Genomic DNA, 20822 nt, shown 5'->3' with positions numbered 1-20822 from the left:
AATGCGCAGGCTTTTTACAGTTCGAGCCTATTTTCCGGATTGGGTAGGCACTTTTTTAGCAGCCATTCGAGAAACCAGCGTATAAGGGCTGCCATAGCGATATAGATAGGAAAGGAGTAGTAATGCTCCCAGTTCAACATGTGATAGATGCCCAGTTCAACAAACATCGGTTCTCCCACAAAACTGATGACGGCGGCACTCGCGATATGTGCGGTTATAAACGATCTCCAGCTTCTGAAGTACTGGTACATCAACATATAGAGCACCGGCAGGAGCGAAAGATTTGCCGGAGACAAGATAGGTATTAATGGGGTCAATTTGTATTCGTATGACCATAACATCAATTGAAGACCGGTATGATCCATGATATTAATCAAAGTCATAATAACCAGCCCGTACAACAAGATCGTTCTAATATTCCGCTTATCGACGGCCATCCACCAAATGACCCAGGGGACAATAAAGGTGGCAAGTAAAATCCACCACTGCATCGAAAACAAGACATGGTTCAGCCAGAATTGCTGCTCCAAATCCGCAAGTTGTTTCCTTAAACGTTCGATTTCTTCGAAAGATATCAACCCGATTCCGCCTTCTTATTTTGTTTTGGCTAATCCTAGAGCCATATGGTCCCAAAGAAGATCCTCCACCAGTTTTGATTGGCTCTCCTCACAGGTTACTATCAGGATGATCTCACTCTTTCTTTTGTCCGTTCGCTTGTTTCTATGCTTGCGTTGTTTTAACCAATAGGTCAACACACTGATCAGCAGCCCGAGGATAAAACCGGCCGCCGCCCCGATTAAGCCCCACATAACGGGCCCCCATGCCCATACAAATCCTTTGCTCGCTCCAATAGTGGAGAACAGAAAAGCAAAGACAAAGGCTTTATCCAGGAAGGACACCCCGTCACTACGGTGGAGGGTATCCATCAATCTCGGAGCTTGCTTGCGTGAATCGAGCGGAACGGCATAAATATCGGTAACCCCCTTCTCTTCAAGCTCTGAGATCAGGATTTCCGTGAACACCGAATACTGGAATGTGGCAAAAATCTGTATCAACCCACTCTACTCCTTGTACTGAAAAAATCGGCCTTTTGGCTGGTAGTTGCGTCGCAGATAGTTTTTTAAGTCCGTGTTGAATAATTTGTTGTTCTCTACGGCGTTTATATAGGCCTCGTAGATGTTGAACAAATAAAACGAAGGAATATACAGCAGCCATTGGGTATCCAGCACAGCGGATGATTGCCGCAGATCTCCGAGAATTAAGAAATGCAGTGACCAAATAAAATTCGATCTGTCAATGATAAGAATGGTAAAGATCAACACGAAAACAGCCAACACAATTCGATGCAGATAGAGCTGGCCCATACTCGGAATGCACGCAGACCAAAAGGCGGCCAACCAGGGTTTGCGTTCATCAAGGTAATTGATTTCAAGAACTCCTATGCTGAACGTACTGAAGGGAGCATTCTCACGGTGGGCAAGTACATAAACTTTATTAAGGTCTACAGCCGTCCGATAACTATCCCATATGGCGAATAGATATACGGGAATGTACATGATCGTGAATTTGGGGTCCAATACTTCTTTGGCTGCCTGAAACTGGCCGTTAAAGGAATAAACCATGGCCAGATTCAAATGAATTTTCTGGTTAATGAACATTTCCCAGATGACCAGAGCGTATCCGCGGAGGTATTTGTTCAGCAGCAGATGACCGAAGCCCGGAAAGGCCAAGGACCAGCAAGCGACTATATAAGGGTTTCTGAAATGAAGTTGCGTTGTGCCGAACATGCTCACATGTGCCTGATACCGCCGGCTGCGGTGTTGATTTCGAAAATTATCCATCAAAAGAACCGCCTCTCACCTAGCCATAATACTAATGATTTCCGTTTCCGGCGGTGGTTATGTAAAGTGCTTTAAAAAGCCATAAAAGAAAAACCCCATCCCGCACGTCCGGGATGGGGAGAAGTCACTGGCTATCGTCACCATCGTAGCCGTTGAGCAGATCCGTACCGTGCATGGCGTCCGGATCGGGCGCCGACGGGTCGACGGGGCTGTCCTGCTGGATGGCGTCGGCATCCGGAACATCCGGCAGCGGATCCAATGCTCCGGCGCCATACTCCGCGTCTCCGGCCGACTCGTCGCCGGATTCGCTTAAGCTTTGGGTAATCCGCGTATCGTGGGGAAGCAGATCATCGCCGGGAATATCATTCTCGGCCCGGTGTTCTTTCAGCAAATTATATCTTTCATAGGCTTGTTCCCCCGGATTTGTGCTCGGTTCATTCGGCATCCTTGTTCGCCTCCTGGATTCTGTCATCTACTTGGAGTTTACCCCAATTCCTGAATTTCAAACGAGCGGCCTTACTCGTGAATTTTCGTAAATCACCGTATTGATCCGGGGGAAAGGAGAGCCTTCATCTGCTTTCTTTTCACTAGTGTCGCGTTAAGCCATTGCATCGCGAACAAATCAACAGGTGTTTACATCGATTTATCCCATAATTGGGTATATATGAATCGATTATTTCATATCAGGTTTTAAACCTGACATGGTGCTGCCTATCCACAATCTCTCTTGCCGCCCACTATAATAGCGGCGTTTTGGGCCGTTATTTCGGCCCGCTTGTCCCAAGAATAAGGCCCTAAAGGACCTCTATTTCACGCTGAAGGGACGAATTCGACAAAATAGCGGCGCAAAAGGCCCTTATCCACCCGCCCGGCTTTAAAGGGAGGCTGTTACAGCCATTAGCCCCTCGGGTTAATGCAACGCTAGTACTTGCATTGCACTAATCCGCACACGATCTGAGACAGACTTTACCTGCATTGATGTAATCGAGAATGAATTCCTGCAAAAGGTCAGGCTTTCCGGCGGGTACTAGGCCTGAGGGAAGTCTAACGGCTGTAGCAGCCGCTATTTAACGAAAAGTAGCCCTTTCGAAATTTTAACGGTCGTGAGTGCCGTTATTTCCCCGGATTCCCGCCCTAACAGCCTGTTTTTGCGAAATAAGCGCTGTGGCGACCGTTAGAATGGGAAGTCGGCGTTTTCAGGACAAATAACGGCTGTGGCGACCGTTAGCGTAATTCTCGCCTTTCTTACAAGTGAACATCTGGGAAGATGACCCAGGGTTCGATTTTCTGGGGCATCACTTCTGACGGCTTCCGGTCATAAGCAAAGATGGGGGAACCGCGCGCATTCTGCGCTGCTTTCCATCCAATAAAGCGATGAAGAAGATGCGAGAGAAGGTTAAGAAAGAGACGGCGCCAAGAAACAAATTGGTCAAGACGCTGAACGATCTGGTGAAGGAACTCAACCCGAAAATCCAGGGATGGAAGAACTACTATAGCAAGGTCGATCCGGGAAAAGCCAAGTCGTATCTAAGGGAGATCGACTGGTACAATATATAAGCGTAGGTGGATTTCGCGTTGATTCACCAGGGAATGATGAACCGCAACCACCCGATGACTCGGCGGGCAGTCGTTCGATCGGCTTTGAAGTGAATCCGTCCAACTGGACTGTACCGATAAACCACGGCAAAGAGGCTGCCCGTCATCCTGAAGGATGTCGCTCAGCCTCTTTTTTATACAGTCCGGTATCCGCTTTAAAACTTTGGAAATACATATTTGACCAGAAAATAAAGGAATCCGAAAAAGATAATAAGATATGCCGCATATTTAATAAAGGTTGCGGCAACCATGCTGGGCTCCGATCTTTCCTGGACGTCCCTGCGCTCCACATCGACACTGTTGACTTCTTTACGTTCGCGAGGCTCGTACACGGAAATTTCCTCCTTTTTCGCATTGGTCTGTTTGCCTATTCTTAAACGCTCGTCGCCTTGATGAAACAAGGGAAACCGGGCCTCAACGGGAGACGTAATTGCGGTTGCTTTTTCGCAACAGGATCGGATACAATTTCACAAGAACCCTCGAAAGCGGTATTCCGAGCCTGAGGCAGGAGATGAAAACTCAAGTGGTAACCATTTACGATATAGCCAAAATCACCGGCTTCTCCCCGACCACGGTGTCGAAAGTGTTTAACGATTATTCCGATGTCAGTCCCAAAACGCGGCGCAAAATATTGGAGACGGCGGAGCAGCTGGGTTATCTCCCGAATGCGCATGCCCGTTCGCTCACGACCAAGCGCTCCTGGACGATTGGAGTGCTTTTTAACGAGCCTTCGGGAGCGGGGATATTACACCCTTATTTCGCCGGGGTCATCGAAGGCTTCAAGAAGGTGTCCACCTCGAAGGGCTATGATTTGATGTTCGTTACCAAGGATATCGGCGGGAAAAAAAGCGGGTACGTGGAGCACTGCAAAATTCGCGGTGTGGACGGCGTCGTGGTCATCCTGCCGGATTACGGGGATCCGTATTTTCAGGAACTGCTGGATTCCAACATTCCGTGCGTGCTTCTGGATCAGGAGTCGGACACAAAGAGCACGATCTGTTCCGATAATATCGCAGGCGCCATGCAGGCTGTGGAGTACCTGCATCGGCTCGGCCACCGGCGGATCGCCCATATCGGCGGCGGGCATAGTTTTGCGGGCGAGAAGCGGCTTCAGGGTTACCTTCGCGCGATGGAAAACTTAAGTTTGCCCGTCGAACCGCAGTATGTGATTCAAGGCAGCTATGATTATACGATGGAGAGCGGCCAGGCTGCGATGGAGGAGCTGCTGCTGACGGATCGGCTCCCCACGGCGGTGTTTGCCGCCGGGGACAACCTGGCGGTCGGAGCTATGATGACCCTGAAAAAACGGGGGCTCCGCGTACCGGACGACATCTCGTTGATCGGGTTCGACGACATTGAAATGGTCAAATTTTTGACGCCCTCATTAACCACCGTCCGGCAGAATACTTATGCACTTGGCAGCAAAGCGGCCGACATGTTAATCTATACGATAGAAGGCGGGAATGAAGTACAAACCGCAATGTTGCCGGTAGAGCTTGTAATCAGGGAGTCTTGCCGCTTCCTTTAACGCGGGCCCCTGATTTTTTTCGAAAGAAATCGAAACCGGTTTCGGCCCTCTCGCCACGCGATTCTTCGAGACGCACACAAAAGGTTGAAAAGCGATTTGAAAACAAAAGTATGGAGGAGTACGGATGTCAAATTACAAGTTTGAGCAGGATGCGTTTGTCATTCATCAGTTCGATAAGGCCAAGCCGTTTTCCAGCTTCCTGCCGGGGCTGGCGGGACTCAAAGGGATTCCGATGTGGACCTTCTACGTAAACCGGGGGCAGGCGGTATGCAGCTTAGGGATTCGGGACAAGAACAGCCCGATCATGGAATTCTCCCCGGCGAGCATCACCTATCAATCCGTTTCGATGAAAGGATTCAGAACCTTTATCAAGGAGACGGGGAGCTCGGAGATTTACGAGCCGTTTCAAAGCATGGCTCCCGATCCTTTGGCGAAGCGCAGCATGCGGATTTTAGCCAATGAGGTAGGCATTGAAGAGAAGCATGAGGGCAAGGGACTAAGCACGAAAGTCGCCTATTTCCATATCCCGAACGACGATTACGCGGCATTGGTGCGGCAAGTGGAAATTACCAATGATTCGGATCGGCCGCTGCGCCTTGAGGTGCTTGACGGGTTGCCGGAAATTCTGCCCTATGGTGTGGAAAATGCGGGATACAAAGAAATCGGCAATCTGCTGCGGAGCTGGATGGAGGTCGATAATCTGGAGAACGGGATTCCCTACTACCGGAACCGCTCCAGTACGCACGACGAAGCGGAAGTGAGCGAAATCCGCAGCGGCCACTTTTACCTGTCTTTCGATGAACAGGGCAATCTGATCCGACCGTTCGCCGATTTTGAGCTGATTTTCGGCAGCAATACGTCGCTTGCTTATCCCGAGCGTTTTGCCGGGATGCCGCTTGCCGAGCTGGCGAAACAGACGCAGTACTGCACGAACAAAGTACCGTGCGGTTTTTCCGGTGTAGCCGTGGAACTGGCGCCGGGGGCGTCCAAACGCATTTTCACCCTGGTCGGTCATATTGACAGTGTGGAACGGCTGAATGAAAAGGCGCCTCTGATCGCGGTACCGGCCTATATCGAGCAGAAGCGGAAGGAAGCCCGGGAGTTGACGGAAACCTTGACGGCCGACGTGACCACCAGAACAGCCATGCCGCTGTTCGACGCTTATGTCAAGCAGAGCTATTTGGACAATTTTCTCCGCGGAGGTTACCCGTTTATTTTCGAGAATGGCAGAGAGGGCTTTGTTATCCACCTGTATTCCCGCAAGCACGGGGATCTGGAACGGGATTACAACTTTTTCTCGATCGCGCCCGAGTATTATTCCCAAGGCAACGGCAACTTCCGGGACGCCAACCAAAACCGCCGCAGCGATATTTATTTCAATCCGCGCGTCGGTACCTTCAATATCAAAACGTTTTTCAGCCTGATGCAGGCTGACGGATACAATCCGCTCGGTGTCGAGGGAACGAGCTTCCGCGTACCGGAAAGCCGTTCTTCGGAACTGGAACAATGGCTGGCCAAAGCCGCCGGCAATACCCGGAAGGAGCTCCGGGCGCTCTGTCTCGGCAAATTTACGCCGGGCAAGCTGATTTCCTATGTGGCGCAGCACCAGGTTTCTCTGCAAGTGGAGGAAGAGGCGTTTTTGACCGGAATCTTGTCCCTGGCCGAACAGGAAATCGAAGCGACCTTCGGGGAAGGTTACTGGTCCGATCACTGGACTTACAATATGGATTTAATCGACAGTTATCTCGATATATTCCCCGACCGGAAAGCCGCGTTGCTGTACGAGGAGAAAGATTATATGTACTTTGACAGCCCTGCCCGGGTTCTACCGCGGAGCGAAAAGTACGTACTTAGCGGGGGGCAAGTCCGGCAGTACGGCGCCATGGTGCCGGATGAGGAAAAAATGCAGCGGCAGGGATTGACGGTGAAGAGCACGAACTGGCTGAAAACGAACAACGGCAGCGGGGAAATCTACCGTACCAACTTGTTCGTGAAGCTGCTGTCCCTTTCCCTGGTCAAATTTGCGACCCTTGATCCCTTCGGCATGGGGATCGAGATGGAGGGGAACAAGCCGGGCTGGAACGATGCCATGAACGGGCTGCCGGGCCTCTTCGGTTCCGGCATGAGTGAAACTTTCGAGCTGAAGCGGATGCTGAAGTTCGTGTCGGAATCCGCGGAAGAAGCCGCCTTGCGGGAGATCGCCGTACCTGAGGAAATCGCGGACCTGTTGCAGACCGTGACCGCCCTGCTCTCTCGTCATCTAAACGGCGAACTGGACTCCTTCTCTTATTGGGACCAGGCGGCCTCGGCCCGCGAGCATTACCGGGAGAGCATCCGTTACGGGATCACCGGGGAGGAGCGCGTGCTTCGGCTTGCGAATCTCCTTCCGGCTGTCCGCCAAATGCTGGACAAAATCGACGCCGGGATCGCGGCAGCCGTATCGCTGGGGAACGGGCTCGCGCCGACCTACTTCGCCTTTGAGGCCGTAGCGTACGAACCAGTGCTGGACGGCCAGGGGAACCCCGTGATTAGCGGCTACGGGCTGCCTAAAGCGGTGGTGAAGAAATTTGCCGTCCGCCCGCTGCCTCATTTCCTGGAGGGGCCGGCCCGCTGGATGAAGACGCTGGAGGACCCGGCGGAAGCGGAGCGCGCTTACGAATTGATTCGCGGCAGCGACCTGTTTGACGACAAGCTGCGCATGTACAAAACCTCGGTCAGCCTGGACGGGGAATCGCATGAAATCGGCCGGATTCGCGCGTTTACGCCGGGATGGTTGGAACGGGAATCGGTCTTCCTGCACATGAGCTACAAATATTTGTTGGCGTTGCTGAAAGCGGGGCTGAAGGAACAGTTCTTCGAGGAAATCCAAACCTCGCTCATCCCGTTCCTGGATCCGGAGGTTTACGGGCGCAGTACGCTGGAGAATTCCTCGTTCATCGCTTCCAGCGTCAATCCCGATCCCCAGGTGCACGGGCGGGGCTTTGTCGCCCGTCTAAGCGGCTCCACCGCGGAGTTTATCAGCATGTGGATCACGATGATGGCGGGCAAGCGGGTGTTCCGCATTTCGGGCGGCGGCGAACTTCAGCTTTGCTTCAACCCCGCTTTGCCGGGCTGGCTGTTTGACGAACGTGGCGAGGTGACCTTCACCTTCTTGGGCAAGACGCAGGTGACCTACCGAAATCCCGGGAAAAAGGACACCTATGGCAGCGACGCGGCAGTGATCCGCAGCATCGCCGTGCATAAAGCCGACGGATCGACGCTGAACCTCGAGGGTTCCGTCATCTCCGGTTGTCTGGCGGAGGACATCCGCAGCGGAGGGGCAAAGCGAATCGAAATCGAGATGGCCTAAATAACGCGGAAGACATCCATGTCAAAATCATAAATCTTTCTTTAGGCTCTGGGATCCATTACCTACGGATATCCAGGGCCTATTTTTGCTGGAGCCGTTTTTCGTGTTTCCTAGTAAAATGGAAGTTATTTGCATCACTACAAAAGTATTCGTAGATTAAACGCATCATTAAAGGTACAATAATTTTAATGCTTGTCAGATTTAAAAAAGTTCTTAATTTTCCATATAATTGAAGGTTTGCGGATTTGACGTATCGAATTGAGTAGGAAGTAGCTCTTTATTTCATTAGCAGGGGTGCTGGAATGAAAGCTTTTTTTAAAGCGATAGCCATCATTTTTGTGCTGGTTGTGATGGCTTTTTGCGCGTTTTTATTGGAAGTGCCGGATTCCAAACATGGAAGCGACCGGGCGATCAAAGAATGGGAAGTCACCTGGGCGGATCGATTTGATCCGAATATGAGCGTGGAGGAATTGGAGTCCCTGCCGGGCTGGACGAGAGTGCAAAAGGACGACCTCACTCCTCAAGCGCCGGACGGGACTATGGTAATGTGGGTGAAATTTAAAATACCGCAGTATAAGTCGGGGACGCCGGCACTTCTTTTCAATAAACTTTACGGTTCCCATGTGGTTATTTTGTCTAGGGACGGAATGATCTATGAGTCAAAGCGCAAATACAAATATGAAACCAATACAATTCTTCTGCCTTTGGATCGCTCAGTTGAAGGTGATTCTATTTTTGTGGGGATAAATTCCGGATCGCGCATCGGGCTGCAAGGCGAAGTGCTTTTAGGCGATTTTGGAGAGATGCAAACCTCATATATCAAGAATAACATGACGGATTTTATCATCGGTTGTGCCTTGATATTTATTGCTGTAGTCATGCTGATCTGTTCCTTGTTTTTAAGGAATGAGCACATTTCCAGCTGGTTTTCGCTATGTATTATCATCCTATCCAGTGGAATTTTGGTAATAACGTACTCTTCATTTCTATATTCTCTATACGGCAAGTTCGGTAATATTTATGTTGCATTATTCGACATCTCGCTTTTAGCCCTACTGCCATCGTTCACCAGTTTCTTTGAAAGTATCATTGGACGGGGATATAAAGCGATCATTACCAAATACAGAAAGTTTCAAGTGGGTTATTCCCTGTTTTGTCTACTTTTTATGTTGATTAATATGTTGAGCCATAATAAATTCTACAATTTTTACAAATTCGCCTCCATGAATGTACTTGGTGCAATAATGATTGTACAGTTTATCCTTCTAATTACCGTATCTACCATTTATATGATTCGCGGGAATCAGGAGGCTATTATATTTTCGATTGGCTTTGTTGTTTTTGCGGTCCTTGGGCTGATAGAAATTTCCTGGTTTTTCTTTAAATCCACATACTATGATCTTTTTCTTTGGAAGTGGGGTCTGGTTTGTTTTGTCATATCGCTAATTATTATTATTGGAAAGCGGTTTGTACGAAACCACGAGCAAGTAGTGGAATACTCGAAACAATTGGAAATGTTCAACAACGAGCTTCAACGTTCCGAAAAGATGGAAATTATCAGTGAACTGGCCGCTTCTGTCGCCCATGAAGTGCGTAACCCGCTGCAAGTAACCCGGGGATTCTTGCAGTTGCTGGTGGCGAAGCAGAACTCTGCGGACAAGGTTTATTTGAGTATGGCTCTGGAGGAATTGGACCGTGCTTCCGGTATAATTACCGACTTTTTGACATTCGCAAAGCCGGAGGTCGGTAAGGTAACCGAGTTAAATGTGCTAAATGAGTTTATTCATATCGAAGGTATTTTGGTTCCGATGGCCAATCTTCAAGGAGGCAAAATTTCCGTCCACATTCCGCAGGATTTGTACATTAAAGGGAATTCCTCAAAATTCAAGCAAGCCTTTATTAATATTATCAAAAATAGTATCGAATCTCTTCACGGAGAAGGCGAGATTCAAATTTGGGCTTATGAAAAGGATGGGGAGGTTAGTATCCACATTAAGGACACCGGAGAGGGAATGGATGAAGAAGTGCTGTCCCGGTTGGGTGAGCCTTATTTCTCCAACAAGACCAAAGGGACAGGCTTGGGACTTATGGTGACCTTCCGCATCATCGAAATCATGAACGGGAAGATCAGCTTTACAAGTGAAAAAGGAGTAGGGACCGAGGCCATTGTCCGGTTTCCAGCAATAAAAAATGCATTGGGTCCGGTATGATGTCCTCTTGTCGCTACTCCAGGTCAGGAATTAAAAAATAGGGAAATTATCCCCAAACCGCATTAGGCTTAACTTCAGACTTAATAACATTAGAAGGATTTGGAGGCAGTACAAGATAGAATTCATTGGAATTCTCTTCTACAGTCTTTACCTTGATATGATCCGGGAGAATTACACCGAGTGCCTCCTGGATTGCGGCTTTAGGATCTGCGAGAAGTTTTGCTTTAAAACTCGGGTCATGCCATGCTTTTTCAATAATCTTGTTTTGAAGGAGAGCTCCTGATGTCATAAGATCACCCTTTCTCATGAAAAAAATGGTTATATTTTCCTAGTAAGTATATCATGTATCTATCATGAAATCTACTTTCAACTCATATTTTTGTCCAGCCAGTATCTCAATCCTCCCGCTCGGAGCAAAGCGTTTCGCTCCTGCTCAATCTCTACGGCTCCGTCATTAAGATTGGCTCGGAGATCAGCATGGAAAGTGAACAGATCGGGCACCACGTCCTGAATGTCCGTTAAGGAATCATGATTCCGGTTTCCCTGTTCCGCAAGCCGGGACAACCCCCCATGAACCGTTATACCCTGTCTCATTTCTTCGACAGTGGGGCGGCGTTCCCGGGGGATACTCAGTTCGGTTTGAATCACCGATACCAAAGCGTTGTAACTGTTCTCCCGGAGGTCTTTCTCCCAATCGTCCCAGTCATCCAGTAGCTGAAGGGTCATCAAAACGGTATCCACTGCTTGTTCGATTCGCGGGATCAGTTCGCCGCGCTCGGTCAGCAGCAGCGCTCCGGCGATGGAAAGTTTGACGGGAGCGGCTTTGTGCGCCATCCGCACCGGATCGTCATGAAAGTAATCGGATATGGCTTCTCTGGATACGGATTCAGCCCATTCGGTTACGTATTTTCGATGATAATTCCAGAACGGGGAATCTCCCGGAAAATAACGGCTGTATATCTGTATGAACTCCAAATGAACCAACTGGGCCATCGGTAATCGCCCGGTCATGGCGGAATCGGGTTTATCCATGGCCGCATCTAACAGATGGTAATACATCATGCCGAAAATATTTGCCACTGCCATCCGGCGACTGTCCGCCGTACTGATCCCCGCCGGCTTTTCCAGCCAGAAAGGCAGAAGGTAGCAGATATAATTTTTTGAGGACTTTTCTTTTAGAACATGAAATTTATCAAGAAACTCTAAGGCCGGCTGCCGCAATGATTCGGGTAGAACGGAGAGCCTCTTTTCTGCCTCATCAAAGACCAGCTTTAATTCCGCTTCATAGGCATGCAACCAAATCAAGCCCAATCCTCCTCCATCCAACGATTGGCGAATTTATATTATATTTTCTATTATAAGTGAAGCGCCAATAAGAAGAAAATGTGCTCGAGGAAGAGGAACAGCCAGCAGGTTGCCCACATCCTATCGGTGAGGTGCTTCCGGCTGATGAACGGATTGTTCGCGGACAGCGCTGCCATCGTCAAGCCGCAGCCAAGTCTCAAAGCTATTGGTGCCCGCAGTCAATTTTATGACCCTCGCCCCGCGCGGAAAACCTTCCTTGCCATAGGTATGATAGCCGCTCGCCCGGCCATAACACAGTCGAATCCCGTGGAGAGTCCCCCAATAATCGTTGACATGGTCGTGTCCGCAAAAGGTCCCCATTACATCGCCCATTTCCACGAAAGCCGCGAAAAGCCCCGAATTGACCTGCGAACAGCAAACCGGTTCATGCTTATCACCATAGCACACCTGGGTTTCCCACACTTCCTTATACTCCGGGATCGGGATATGAAAAAAGGCCAGCGCCGGCGTTTTATCCGCCGCTTCGGGAGGGTTCAGCCGGGACGATTCCGCGGTCAGCCATTGAATCTGCTCCCGGGTGATCCAGCCGTAGCCGGGAATATGCGGGTGAGCGGAATAGCTCCCCGAATCCAAAAAATAGAGATTGGCCGCCGGCTGTCCTTTCGCATCCACTAACTCCATCACATAGTTTCCCACGCCGGGAAGGGTCTTCGGCCCGGGCACCGCCAAGGCGTGGGGATGCTCCATGACGACTCGCATCAGTTCCTCCCGGGTGATCCCTTGCTCGGTATCGTGATTGCCGAACACGAGGGCCCATGGAATTTGGCGTTCATCGACCGCGGCAACCGCCTCCCGCAGCGCCCCGGCCGGATCTTCGCACTCGGCTACTCCGTCCGGAACGGGACCGGTATATATGACGTCTCCCGTAAACACAACGAGATCCGGCCGCTCTTTGTCCAGGACGAGCTCCATAAGAGCCCGGCTCTGCCGATCTATTTCATTGCCGTTCTTCCAATGTAAATCCGTGAACTGTACGATGGTAAATGTGCCGTCTTCCCCAAAAGTCAAACGCTGATTCATCCGTTGATCCTCCCAATCATTTATACTTGTAATGATGTTGTATCTTGTTGTTTTTTGTTGTTTTAAGAGATTTTATCGCCGGACGGAAAACCTGTCAATGAATTTCTTAGCCGTGAATACCGCTCAACGCCGTTTGACAAGATCTGAAACGGAGAATAAACTGATTAAAAACAACAGAAAACCACAACATAACAATTTCAAGCGCGAAGTCATATAGGCAAAAGGAGCAGTGGGAGAGCGATGTCATTAACTTTTGAGGATAGAAGGACCACCATCCTCGGCCAATTGGACAAGGAGGGAAAGGTTCATGTACATATGCTGGCCAAACAGCTCAAAGTATCCACGGAAACCGTGCGCCGTGATTTGGAAAGGCTGGAGAAAGAGGGACATTTGAGGAAAGTGTACGGCGGAGCCGTTCAGATGCGCGCCGAGCAAACGGAACCCCCCTTCCTTAAGCGATCGCTGATGCAGCAGCGGGAAAAACGGGAAATCGGCGCACTTGCGGCCGCTTTGATCAAGGACGGGGAAACGGTTTTGCTTGATAATGGCACCACAACTCTCGAAATTATGCGGGCGATCAAAGATCGGGCTCAGGTGACCGTCATTACCAATTCGGTACCCATTTTGAACTGCGCCTTAAATGAGTTTCGGGGAAGGATCCTATTCGCCGGCGGGGAGATCGATCCTCGGGTTCAAGCGGCTACCGGCCCCGTTGTTCACCGGATTTTGGACGAATTCAAGGCCAATAAGGCATTTATTTCGGTGGGAGGCGTTTCGCTGACCGACGGCGTTACCGACTATGATCTTGAAGAAGCCGCGGTGTCCCGCAAAATGATGCAGCGGGCGGAGGAGTCCCTCATCGTGGCCGATCACACCAAATTTGGCGTGACGACATTTGCCAAGATTTGCCCGCTGGAGGAGATCTCCGTGCTGCTTACCGATGCCTCCTGTCCTCAGGTATGGGTGAAGGGGCTGCAGGAGCGTGGGGTGGAGGTCATGACGGGAGGAAAGGACTAGGTTGCTGGAGGAGTAGAGCCAACTTGGAGTGCCCATTAGCGCGAGCTTTCCCCAGCTAAATGGGCAAAAAAAGCCTCCCGGAAGGCAGGGAATAGCGGACTTTCGGTTACTTACTTTCGGTATTTTATTTGCGGGAGATGGCGGCCCAAATTCCGAATTGGGGGCCCGCTTAATTCCGGCCAGCTCCTATAATGATGTCTGCTGGGGCACTAGCCCCCTCTTAATGGCTTCTTTCACGGACGAGAAAGCCGCAATGGCCCGCCACCGCGGCTGCATCGCCCCAATAGGCCGCTCATGGCGGTGCGAATGAGGCTGGCGCCGGATCCGGGAACCTCTATAAAATTTGATGGATTCCTATAAAAATAAGCAGGAGCCCGGAGATGACGGTGGCCCGATTGCCGAGCTTCTCGGCGGCGTATTTCTCTCCGAATCCGGAGCAAACGGCCAGCAGGATGAAGCTGAAAAGCCCGACGGACAGCGAGGTGTAGAACACATTCAAGTGGGTGATGCCCGCGTTGAATCCCCCGGCCAGCGCATTCATGGCCAGCGCCACGCCGAGCAGCACGGATTCCCCGATGCTGAGCGATTTCGAGCTGTCCCGGTCCGCCTCTTCGGGATTGCGGAGCAGCCGGGTCAGAATCGGGGGCTCCTCGTCCTGGGGGACCGCTTTCTTTTCCACAAAAGGTTGAAGCAGGACCCAGACCCCGACGGTGACGATCACGATCGTTCCGACCCATTGGCCGATCCCGGGGTGAACCCACAGGGTCATCCAGTTTCCGAACAAGCCCGAAAGCAGGGTAGCGAGAAAGGAAATAACCGCGATGGCGAGATTGGAATACCAGGGAATATGAATTTTTCGGACACCGTAGGCGATTCCGACGCCCGCATTGTCCAGGTTGGAGGCCAATCCGATGGCGATGACAGCCCACAGACTGTACATGTTCATGGTGCTCGCTCCTTTGCATACATTGATGTCTCAGCATATGCCCGTCAGCGGCTTTTGGTTTCTTTCGGCGGACTTTCTATGAGGATTGGCAGATTTTAATCGGATTTTTGCAGAAATAGTTTTCCTTTATCCTGTATAAAGTAGTATAATTTTAAAAAAGACAGCCTAAAGAGGTGATAATTGTGCTTGAAAATTTGTTGCGGCCAACTCATTTGCTGTTGCTGGTTATCGCCGCGTTAATATTATTCGGTCCGAGCAAACTGCCGGAACTGGGCCGCAGCTTCGGAACGATGCTCAAGGAATTTAAAAAGGGCGCCCGCGGCGATTTTGAAGAGGAAAAGCCGAAGGAAATCGGGACCGCCGGGGAAACGAACAAAACATCATAACTTTTAAATATATGGGTACCTTAAGGTGCCTTTTTTCTTTGTCTTTTTTTATTCCGCCGTTATTCCTTAAGTTCCGTGAGAGTTTTGCCATAGAATTTTATTACTTTTATGGTAACATCATGTCTGAGCTGCTTGGATCATTAAAACATTCGCGGGTATCCAAGTAATAACAGACTGGAGGCACCGGTTCATATGTTCAAAAGAAATGGTATCGTTATCATTAGCGGAGATGGATTTTATCGAGAGAGAACAACCGGATGTGCTGTTGCTTGAAGCCGAGCAGTACGAGAAATATATCGGGAAAGGTTTGCTTATGGAACTCGATCCGCTTATTCAAAGGGATCACTATGACCTCCAAAGTGTTTATCCTACGATTACGGAGCTGCTCCAGGAGAAGGGACAAGGAAAAATGTACGGATTAAGTCCGAGGTTCTACGGAACGGCTGTTTTTTATAATCAGGCATTATTTGAACAGAACGGGATCGCCTTGCCCCGGGAGAAAATGACATGGGACGAACTTTTGGAATTGGCCGGACGCTTTCCTTTAAAAAACAATGACGGCAAACGTATTTACGGATTCGGCTTGAGAGATGGGGCTACGGTAGACGCTTTGGCGGATCGCATGGCTTCAACGGAAGGTTTAACCACGGTGAATCCAAACCAAAAGAAGGTCGTCATTGCATCGGACGCTTGGAAACAAATCATGCGGTTGGCGGTGGATGCTTGCGGCTCCGGTCACGTGTATTCGAAGAGTGCGGCAACGGGCAAGCCGGGACAAGCCGAGTCCGAAACCGACCCGTTCATCCAAGGGAACATGGCGATGACGGTGGACGACTTGTATTTGCTTAATGATCTGAAACGGGCGAAAAACCGAGATCCCAAGTCTAGCGCCTTTCCTCTGGGCGTCGTGGCCGGGCCGGTAGATCCAAGGACCAGATTCGTCGAATGATATTCGGCTCAAGGAGATCTTTGCCATCCGGAACGGTTCGCCGAATGCGGACGCGGCTTGGGAGTTCATTAAATATGTAAGCGGGGATGAGTACGCCAAAGTGAAAGGCAAGTCGATGGACGGCAATATTTTGGCGAGAATGGGGCATTACGAACAAGGGGAGATTGATCTGGACGCGTTCTATGCGCTTCGGCCCTTGGTGACCAGCTCCGTGACGGCTGACGATACTCCGGCCGAGTTTTACGCCGGATTTCAGGAGCTCATGCAGAAGGAGTTGCAGAGCGTGCTGGAGACAAAAATTTCCCTGGAGGAAGCCTTGCAAAAGCTTCAATCGGAAGGGCAGTTCATGTTGAATCAATCTTACAAAAAACAAACCGATCAGCCGAAGGATTGATTTGCCAACGGGCATCTCTGCGTGGTTCACAAAAAAAGCCGATCTCCACATTCACATGGGAGATCGGCTTTTTTTCTATCCCTGCAGCAGCAGCAGGATAATCGAGGACAAACCCAGGCACGTGCTGATCAGATACAGAAACATCACGGCTTGTTTATGATTCAATCCGGCACGGAGCAAGCGGTAGTGCACCTGGCTCGCATCGGCCTGATAGATGGATTTTCCTTGCAGAAAGCGTTTGATGACGACGAACAGGTTGTCAAAAATCGGCACGCCCAAAGCCAGCACGGGGATGAACAGCGAGAGTACGGTCGCTTGCTTGAAAGCCCCGTCCAGAGCGATAACGGCCAAGATGAAACCCAGGAACGTAGCGCCCGCGTCGCCCATAAATACTCTGGCCGGCGGTTTATTGTACCGCAGATAGGCCAGGGTGACGCCGATCAGCGTCATCGACAGCATCGCCGAAGTAGTCTGCCCTTTGGCTAACGCGACCACAAACAGGGTGACGGCGGAAATCGCGGCCAATCCCCCGGCCAGACCGTCAAGCCCGTCCGAAAAATTGATGACCGTGGTGACTCCGAAAATCCACAGGATCGTCAGGATAAATTGCAGCCAGGTAGGCAGCAGGACGTATTCCCCATTGAAAGGATTCACGAATCCGCTGAATGCGATGCCGGAGGTAAACACCAGCACGGCCGCGGATACCTGAACGATCAGCTTGGGAAGCGCCGGAAAATCCTTGCCCTTCGTCTTGAACCAATCGTCGACCGTTCCGATGGCCAGCAATAGGATACCGCCCAGAAAGAGGGCCCCGGTCTCCCAGGTGAATTCCCTGGTAAACAGAAGATAGGACGTAAAGAAACCGATGAAGATCGCGTAGCTGGCCGTCAGCGGAATCGGATTCCGGTGTATTTTGCGCTCGACATCCTCACGGGGTTTATCCACAAAGTCCAGGCGGAAGGCGAGTTTGCCGAGGGGTGGAATCAGAACATATACAATCAAAAACGAGAGCACCAATGTGTAGATATATAAAATTGAACTCACCACCAAACCGTTTTTTACAACGCTAAATCTTATTATAAAAAGAAACGTGATTTCTGTCGAATGTAAAAATTACGCGGGCATACTATCTTTTTTCGGTTTTGTTCGCCGGCGCTGCACGGATACCAGCAGGGCTAACAGACAGATGGCCATCGCTGTCCAAAACACCGTATGCAGCGCGCTCAAGGCTCCCTGCTCTCCCGGAGCATAGGGGCGTACTGCGCTGAGACGCGAAGAATACAAGGAGATGGACAAGGAGGTGCCGAGCACCATCCCGATATTTCGGACCAGTGCGTTTAGTCCTCCCGCGGTGCCGAGCCGATCCCGGGGGACGGAGCCCATCACGCTGGAGTTGTTCGGCGATTGGAACAACCCACCTCCCAGGCCGAACAGCCCGAGATGCAGGCCGACCATCCAGGCGGTTTCATCCGCCGACAAGGTGTTCAGCAGCCCGAACGCCAGCGCGTTGATGATCAGGCCGGCCGTCGTCAGGGCAAAGGAACCGATCCGGTCGGACAGCCACCCGGAAACAGGGGCGACGACAGCCATGACGAGCGGATATACCATCATGGTATATCCGGTTTTGGCGGGGGTGAAGCCGAGTACATCCTGCATGTAAAAAGGCATCAGCACATTGGTAAAGAACAGGGCCACAAAAGACAGAAGCGCGGTCACATTGCCGATGGCAAAAGCGGGAATCTTGTACAGGCTAAAGTCGAGCATCGGATGGCGGGAGCGTTTTTCCCATAAATAAAATAACACCAGCACGAGCAGAGACAGCCCGCCCCCCAGGATAACGGCCGGAGACAGCCAGCCCCAGTCCTGTCCGCCCGAGATGACGAAGAGAAACGCCACCATCCCCAGCATAAAAAGAACAGATCCCGTATAGTCAAACGGCTGGGCGGCTTTACGATCCCGGTCCTTCGGCAAAATGAACCAGCCGGCGATAAAGCCGATCAGGCCGATCGGGACGTTGATCCAGAAGATCGAAGTCCAGCCCAGATGCTCGACGAGGATCCCGCCGATTCCCGGGCCGGTCAAGGAACCGAGCGAGACCATGGTGCCCGTGATGCCCATGGCCCGGCCCCGCCCTTTGCTGGAGAAGACTTCGGCGATAATCGCCTGGCTGTTGGACATAAGGCAGGCGGCTCCCAGCGCTTGCAGAATCCGGGAACCGATCAACAGCCCCAGGGTATCGGAGAGACCGCAGAGGGCGGAGCCGACGGCAAAGATCAAAAAGCCGATGTTATAAATCCGGCTGCGTCCGAACATGTCGGAGATTTTGCCCATCACGGGCAGGGTGGCGCAAATGGTCAGCAGATAAGCGGTAAGCACCCACTGAACGACATGAAGCTCGGCATGCAATGCGCCCGCAATCGTGGGCAGCGCCACATTGGCGATGCTGCCGTCCAACGTCGACATAAAGGTCCCGACCGAAACGTTGCCGAGGATCACCCAGGGATTGGTCCACCGGGAGGCTTGGCCCTTCGGGTTGGATAGTTGAGACAAGTTGATTGAACCCCATTTCGCTTATGTAATTGGAATATAGAATTACTGGAATATCCTTGCTTCCTGTATTATATCATGAGGTGGGGAGGATTACTCGGCGGGCATTCGTCGAAAAATGACAGCAAGTATGGTACATTATATAATGTGAATTTCGAAAATTATGCAAGCGAAGGTACGGAGGGATACCGAATGCAGGATGATTACGGACGCAAGCTGGAGGACCAGAAGGGCCTGTTTAAACAGCTTGGTATTAAGCTGAATGCGCTCGCCATTCATGAGAAGGATTTTGATGTGAAAATGCGCGGTTATGAAAAAGAGGAGGTTGACCGCTTTCTCGACGACGTTATCGTGGATTACGAACGCTTTTACGATATTATTACGGACTTACTGGATAAATATAAAGAAATCCAGCGCCGCCAAGCGTACTGGGAAGAGGAGAAAAAAACCATTGCCGCCCTGCGGAAGCAGCCGCAGATCGACACCGTCAACTCGGTGGACCGGCGGGTGGTCGAAGACGGAATTCGCCAGTTGGAACGAACCCTGGAACAGCTTAAATTGCATATTCGGGATTAGAGAAGGAGCCGCGGACCCGGAGGGGGCGGCTTCTTTTTTTGCATAACCGGGTTACGATGTGCACAGACTGTAGATTGAGCAGTTTTTCACGGGAAATTTATGTATAAAAAGCTTGCGGAAATTGGAGGACAGTGGTAAGATAAATACATGATTTAGATTTAGAATAAGTCTAAATTTAAGATATCTGAATTGAAGTTGTTTCTTTTACTTTATCACTATATTTGAATGGAGGAAATGATCATGTCCCAACAAAGTATGACGCAAAACGAACTGGCGCTGGAGAAACAATTGAACCTGCAAATCGCAAACTGGACTTTGCTGTACACAAAGCTGCACAATTTCCACTGGTTTGTGAAAGGGCCGAACTTCTTCACCCTTCATGCGAAATTTGAAGAACTGTATAATGAAGCAGCCGAATATATCGATGAACTGGCCGAACGCCTGTTGTCTATCGGCGGCAAACCCGTGGCCACCCTGCGCGAATCGCTGGAACTTGCCACCTTGTCCGAAGCCAAAGGAGGCGAAACACCGGAGGCTATGGTGTCTGCGATCGTGAGCGACTTTGCCGTAGTTTCGGACGAGCTGAAACAAGGCATGCAAGCGGCCGAGGAAGCCGGGGACGAAGCGACTGGGGACTTGCTGCTCGGAATCCTGTCGGCGCTGGAGAAACATTCCTGGATGCTGAACGCTTATCTGGGGAAATAAGTGGAGTAGACACAAGAGGTCGCCTTTAACGGGCGGCCTTTTTTTGTTGGGACAGAAGGCGAGAGTTCTCTTCACCCTCTTGTCCTACAGCTAATTCTTTGGTTCAAATTAAGGGGAATTCCTCCCGTTAATTTGGCGCCTATACGGCTACAGAGGCGAATTAGCTGGAAAACCTCCTGCTAATTCGCCTGAAATGGTGTATATCGGCAATTGGGCCGCAAAATAGATGGAGCTTTTCCAGCTAAATCCGATCCAAGGGCCAAGAGCGGGTACATTAACGGGAGGTTTTCCCGTTAGTGTGTAGACTCCGACGATGCCCTTGCGGGTATCCTCATTTTCAGGTCCTTATCTGGGCAAATTTGGCGATCGGATGGGTTACCGCAAGGCTATTGT

General features: G+C 50.7%; 21 protein-coding genes. 10 read left to right on the top strand and 11 right to left on the bottom strand.

The genetic code is table 11. From position 1 onward, the window contains the following. Positions 1 to 14: 14 nt before the first annotated feature. The 4 genes from V4U84_RS08835 to V4U84_RS08820 all read right to left on the bottom strand — a co-directional run bounded on the left by V4U84_RS08835 (position 15) and on the right by V4U84_RS08820 (position 2286). A complete protein-coding gene (locus tag V4U84_RS08835; RefSeq protein WP_334073494.1) occupies positions 15 to 578 on the bottom strand; it encodes a CBO0543 family protein in 564 nt (187 codons plus the stop codon). A 15-nt stretch (positions 579 to 593) separates the two neighbouring features. Next, positions 594 to 1055: a hypothetical protein gene (locus V4U84_RS08830; protein ID WP_334073495.1), complete on the bottom strand. Its 462-nt coding sequence runs from the start codon at positions 1053 to 1055 to the stop codon at positions 594 to 596. Between the two features lie 6 nt (positions 1056 to 1061). Beyond that, positions 1062 to 1841 carry a hypothetical protein gene (locus V4U84_RS08825; RefSeq protein ID WP_334073496.1) on the bottom strand — a complete coding sequence of 260 codons (780 nt, stop codon included), beginning with the start codon at positions 1839 to 1841 and terminating at the stop codon, positions 1062 to 1064. Between the two features lie 124 nt (positions 1842 to 1965). Continuing rightward, positions 1966 to 2286, bottom strand: coding sequence for a hypothetical protein (locus V4U84_RS08820; RefSeq protein WP_334073497.1), 321 nt, complete (start codon positions 2284 to 2286; stop codon positions 1966 to 1968). 938 nt (positions 2287 to 3224) lie between these two features. On the opposite strand from V4U84_RS08820, the gene V4U84_RS08815 reads away from it, so the two are divergent. Beyond that, positions 3225 to 3398, top strand: coding sequence for a group II intron maturase-specific domain-containing protein (locus V4U84_RS08815; protein ID WP_334077032.1), 174 nt, complete (start codon positions 3225 to 3227; stop codon positions 3396 to 3398). Between the two features lie 194 nt (positions 3399 to 3592). On the opposite strand, the gene V4U84_RS08810 is transcribed toward V4U84_RS08815, so the two are convergent. Beyond that, positions 3593 to 3769, bottom strand: coding sequence for a hypothetical protein (locus V4U84_RS08810; protein WP_334073499.1), 177 nt, complete (start codon positions 3767 to 3769; stop codon positions 3593 to 3595). Positions 3770 to 3960: 191 nt separating this feature from the next. Here V4U84_RS08810 and V4U84_RS08805 point away from each other — a divergent pair, with 191 nt between their 5' ends. From V4U84_RS08805 to V4U84_RS08795, 3 genes are all read left to right on the top strand, one after another. Then, on the top strand, positions 3961 to 4965 hold the full coding sequence (locus V4U84_RS08805) for a LacI family DNA-binding transcriptional regulator (protein WP_334073956.1): 1005 nt from the start codon (positions 3961 to 3963) through the stop codon (positions 4963 to 4965). A 124-nt stretch (positions 4966 to 5089) separates the two neighbouring features. Further along, on the top strand, positions 5090 to 8314 hold the full coding sequence (locus tag V4U84_RS08800; RefSeq protein ID WP_334077031.1) for a cellobiose phosphorylase: 3225 nt from the start codon (positions 5090 to 5092) through the stop codon (positions 8312 to 8314). Between the two features lie 302 nt (positions 8315 to 8616). After that, positions 8617 to 10524, top strand: a complete 1908-nt coding sequence (locus tag V4U84_RS08795) for an ATP-binding protein (RefSeq protein ID WP_334077030.1) — start codon at positions 8617 to 8619, stop codon at positions 10522 to 10524. Between the two features lie 46 nt (positions 10525 to 10570). Here V4U84_RS08795 and V4U84_RS08790 read toward each other — a convergent pair whose 3' ends face one another. The 3 genes from V4U84_RS08790 to V4U84_RS08780 all read right to left on the bottom strand — a co-directional run bounded on the left by V4U84_RS08790 (position 10571) and on the right by V4U84_RS08780 (position 12909). Further along, positions 10571 to 10813 carry an NHLP leader peptide family RiPP precursor gene (locus V4U84_RS08790; RefSeq protein WP_334073957.1) on the bottom strand — a complete coding sequence of 81 codons (243 nt, stop codon included), beginning with the start codon at positions 10811 to 10813 and terminating at the stop codon, positions 10571 to 10573. Positions 10814 to 10890: 77 nt separating this feature from the next. Then, positions 10891 to 11829 carry a hypothetical protein gene (locus V4U84_RS08785; RefSeq protein WP_334073502.1) on the bottom strand — a complete coding sequence of 313 codons (939 nt, stop codon included), beginning with the start codon at positions 11827 to 11829 and terminating at the stop codon, positions 10891 to 10893. Positions 11830 to 11949: 120 nt separating this feature from the next. Then, positions 11950 to 12909 carry a metallophosphoesterase family protein gene (locus V4U84_RS08780; RefSeq protein WP_334073503.1) on the bottom strand — a complete coding sequence of 320 codons (960 nt, stop codon included), beginning with the start codon at positions 12907 to 12909 and terminating at the stop codon, positions 11950 to 11952. A 240-nt stretch (positions 12910 to 13149) separates the two neighbouring features. On the opposite strand from V4U84_RS08780, the gene V4U84_RS08775 reads away from it, so the two are divergent. Then, the gene (locus V4U84_RS08775) at positions 13150 to 13926 is read left to right on the top strand and encodes a DeoR/GlpR family DNA-binding transcription regulator (RefSeq protein WP_334073504.1); all 777 of its coding nucleotides are present in this window, start codon (positions 13150 to 13152) and stop codon (positions 13924 to 13926) included. Between the two features lie 334 nt (positions 13927 to 14260). Here V4U84_RS08775 and ytaF read toward each other — a convergent pair whose 3' ends face one another. Continuing rightward, the gene (gene ytaF, locus V4U84_RS08770) at positions 14261 to 14872 is read right to left on the bottom strand and encodes a sporulation membrane protein YtaF (RefSeq protein WP_334073505.1); all 612 of its coding nucleotides are present in this window, start codon (positions 14870 to 14872) and stop codon (positions 14261 to 14263) included. A gap of 182 nt (positions 14873 to 15054) precedes the next feature. Between ytaF and tatA the strand changes: the two genes are divergently transcribed. From tatA to V4U84_RS08755, 3 genes are all read left to right on the top strand, one after another. Beyond that, positions 15055 to 15258, top strand: coding sequence for a twin-arginine translocase TatA/TatE family subunit (gene tatA, locus V4U84_RS08765; RefSeq protein WP_334073506.1), 204 nt, complete (start codon positions 15055 to 15057; stop codon positions 15256 to 15258). Between the two features lie 229 nt (positions 15259 to 15487). Continuing rightward, complete coding sequence (locus tag V4U84_RS08760; protein ID WP_334073507.1) at positions 15488 to 16207, top strand: ABC transporter substrate-binding protein; 720 nt, start codon at positions 15488 to 15490, stop codon at positions 16205 to 16207. A 100-nt stretch (positions 16208 to 16307) separates the two neighbouring features. Next, positions 16308 to 16601 carry a hypothetical protein gene (locus tag V4U84_RS08755; RefSeq protein ID WP_334073508.1) on the top strand — a complete coding sequence of 98 codons (294 nt, stop codon included), beginning with the start codon at positions 16308 to 16310 and terminating at the stop codon, positions 16599 to 16601. 75 nt (positions 16602 to 16676) lie between these two features. On the opposite strand, the gene V4U84_RS08750 is transcribed toward V4U84_RS08755, so the two are convergent. Both V4U84_RS08750 and V4U84_RS08745 read right to left on the bottom strand, forming a co-directional pair. Continuing rightward, a complete protein-coding gene (locus tag V4U84_RS08750; RefSeq protein ID WP_416367220.1) occupies positions 16677 to 17651 on the bottom strand; it encodes an MraY family glycosyltransferase in 975 nt (324 codons plus the stop codon). A 63-nt stretch (positions 17652 to 17714) separates the two neighbouring features. Further along, entirely contained in the window at positions 17715 to 19151 is a 1437-nt protein-coding gene (locus V4U84_RS08745; RefSeq protein WP_334077029.1) for an MFS transporter, read from the bottom strand. 189 nt (positions 19152 to 19340) lie between these two features. Here V4U84_RS08745 and V4U84_RS08740 point away from each other — a divergent pair, with 189 nt between their 5' ends. Together V4U84_RS08740 and V4U84_RS08735 are read left to right on the top strand one after the other, a co-directional pair. Further along, a complete protein-coding gene (locus V4U84_RS08740) occupies positions 19341 to 19724 on the top strand; it encodes a DivIVA domain-containing protein (protein WP_334073510.1) in 384 nt (127 codons plus the stop codon). A 240-nt stretch (positions 19725 to 19964) separates the two neighbouring features. After that, positions 19965 to 20429: a Dps family protein gene (locus V4U84_RS08735; RefSeq protein WP_334073511.1), complete on the top strand. Its 465-nt coding sequence runs from the start codon at positions 19965 to 19967 to the stop codon at positions 20427 to 20429. Positions 20430 to 20822: the final 393 nt, after the last annotated feature.

It is taken from the genome of Paenibacillus sanfengchensis, from assembly GCF_036864765.1.
In the GTDB taxonomy this organism is placed as follows: domain Bacteria; phylum Bacillota; class Bacilli; order Paenibacillales; family Paenibacillaceae; genus Fontibacillus; species Fontibacillus sanfengchensis.
The sequence above is the reverse complement of the archived record's forward strand: the minus strand, read 5'-3'. Positions and strand labels throughout refer to the sequence as shown.

Excerpts from the sequence above, each read along its gene's own strand:
- V4U84_RS08825 (WP_334073496.1), bottom strand. The coding sequence starts at position 1,841 with ATGGATAATTTTCGAAATCAACACCGCAGCCGGCGGTATCAGGCACAT.
- V4U84_RS08820 (WP_334073497.1), bottom strand. The coding sequence starts at position 2,286 with ATGCCGAATGAACCGAGCACAAATCCGGGGGAACAAGCCTATGAAAGA.
- V4U84_RS08815 (WP_334077032.1), top strand. The coding sequence starts at position 3,225 with ATGCGAGAGAAGGTTAAGAAAGAGACGGCGCCAAGAAACAAATTGGTC.
- V4U84_RS08800 (WP_334077031.1), top strand. The coding sequence starts at position 5,090 with ATGTCAAATTACAAGTTTGAGCAGGATGCGTTTGTCATTCATCAGTTC.
- V4U84_RS08795 (WP_334077030.1), top strand. The coding sequence starts at position 8,617 with ATGAAAGCTTTTTTTAAAGCGATAGCCATCATTTTTGTGCTGGTTGTG.
- V4U84_RS08790 (WP_334073957.1), bottom strand. The coding sequence starts at position 10,813 with ATGACATCAGGAGCTCTCCTTCAAAACAAGATTATTGAAAAAGCATGG.
- V4U84_RS08780 (WP_334073503.1), bottom strand. The coding sequence starts at position 12,909 with ATGAATCAGCGTTTGACTTTTGGGGAAGACGGCACATTTACCATCGTA.
- V4U84_RS08775 (WP_334073504.1), top strand. The coding sequence starts at position 13,150 with ATGTCATTAACTTTTGAGGATAGAAGGACCACCATCCTCGGCCAATTG.
- ytaF (WP_334073505.1), bottom strand. The coding sequence starts at position 14,872 with ATGAACATGTACAGTCTGTGGGCTGTCATCGCCATCGGATTGGCCTCC.
- V4U84_RS08760 (WP_334073507.1), top strand. The coding sequence starts at position 15,488 with ATGGATTTTATCGAGAGAGAACAACCGGATGTGCTGTTGCTTGAAGCC.
- V4U84_RS08740 (WP_334073510.1), top strand. The coding sequence starts at position 19,341 with ATGCAGGATGATTACGGACGCAAGCTGGAGGACCAGAAGGGCCTGTTT.
- V4U84_RS08735 (WP_334073511.1), top strand. The coding sequence starts at position 19,965 with ATGTCCCAACAAAGTATGACGCAAAACGAACTGGCGCTGGAGAAACAA.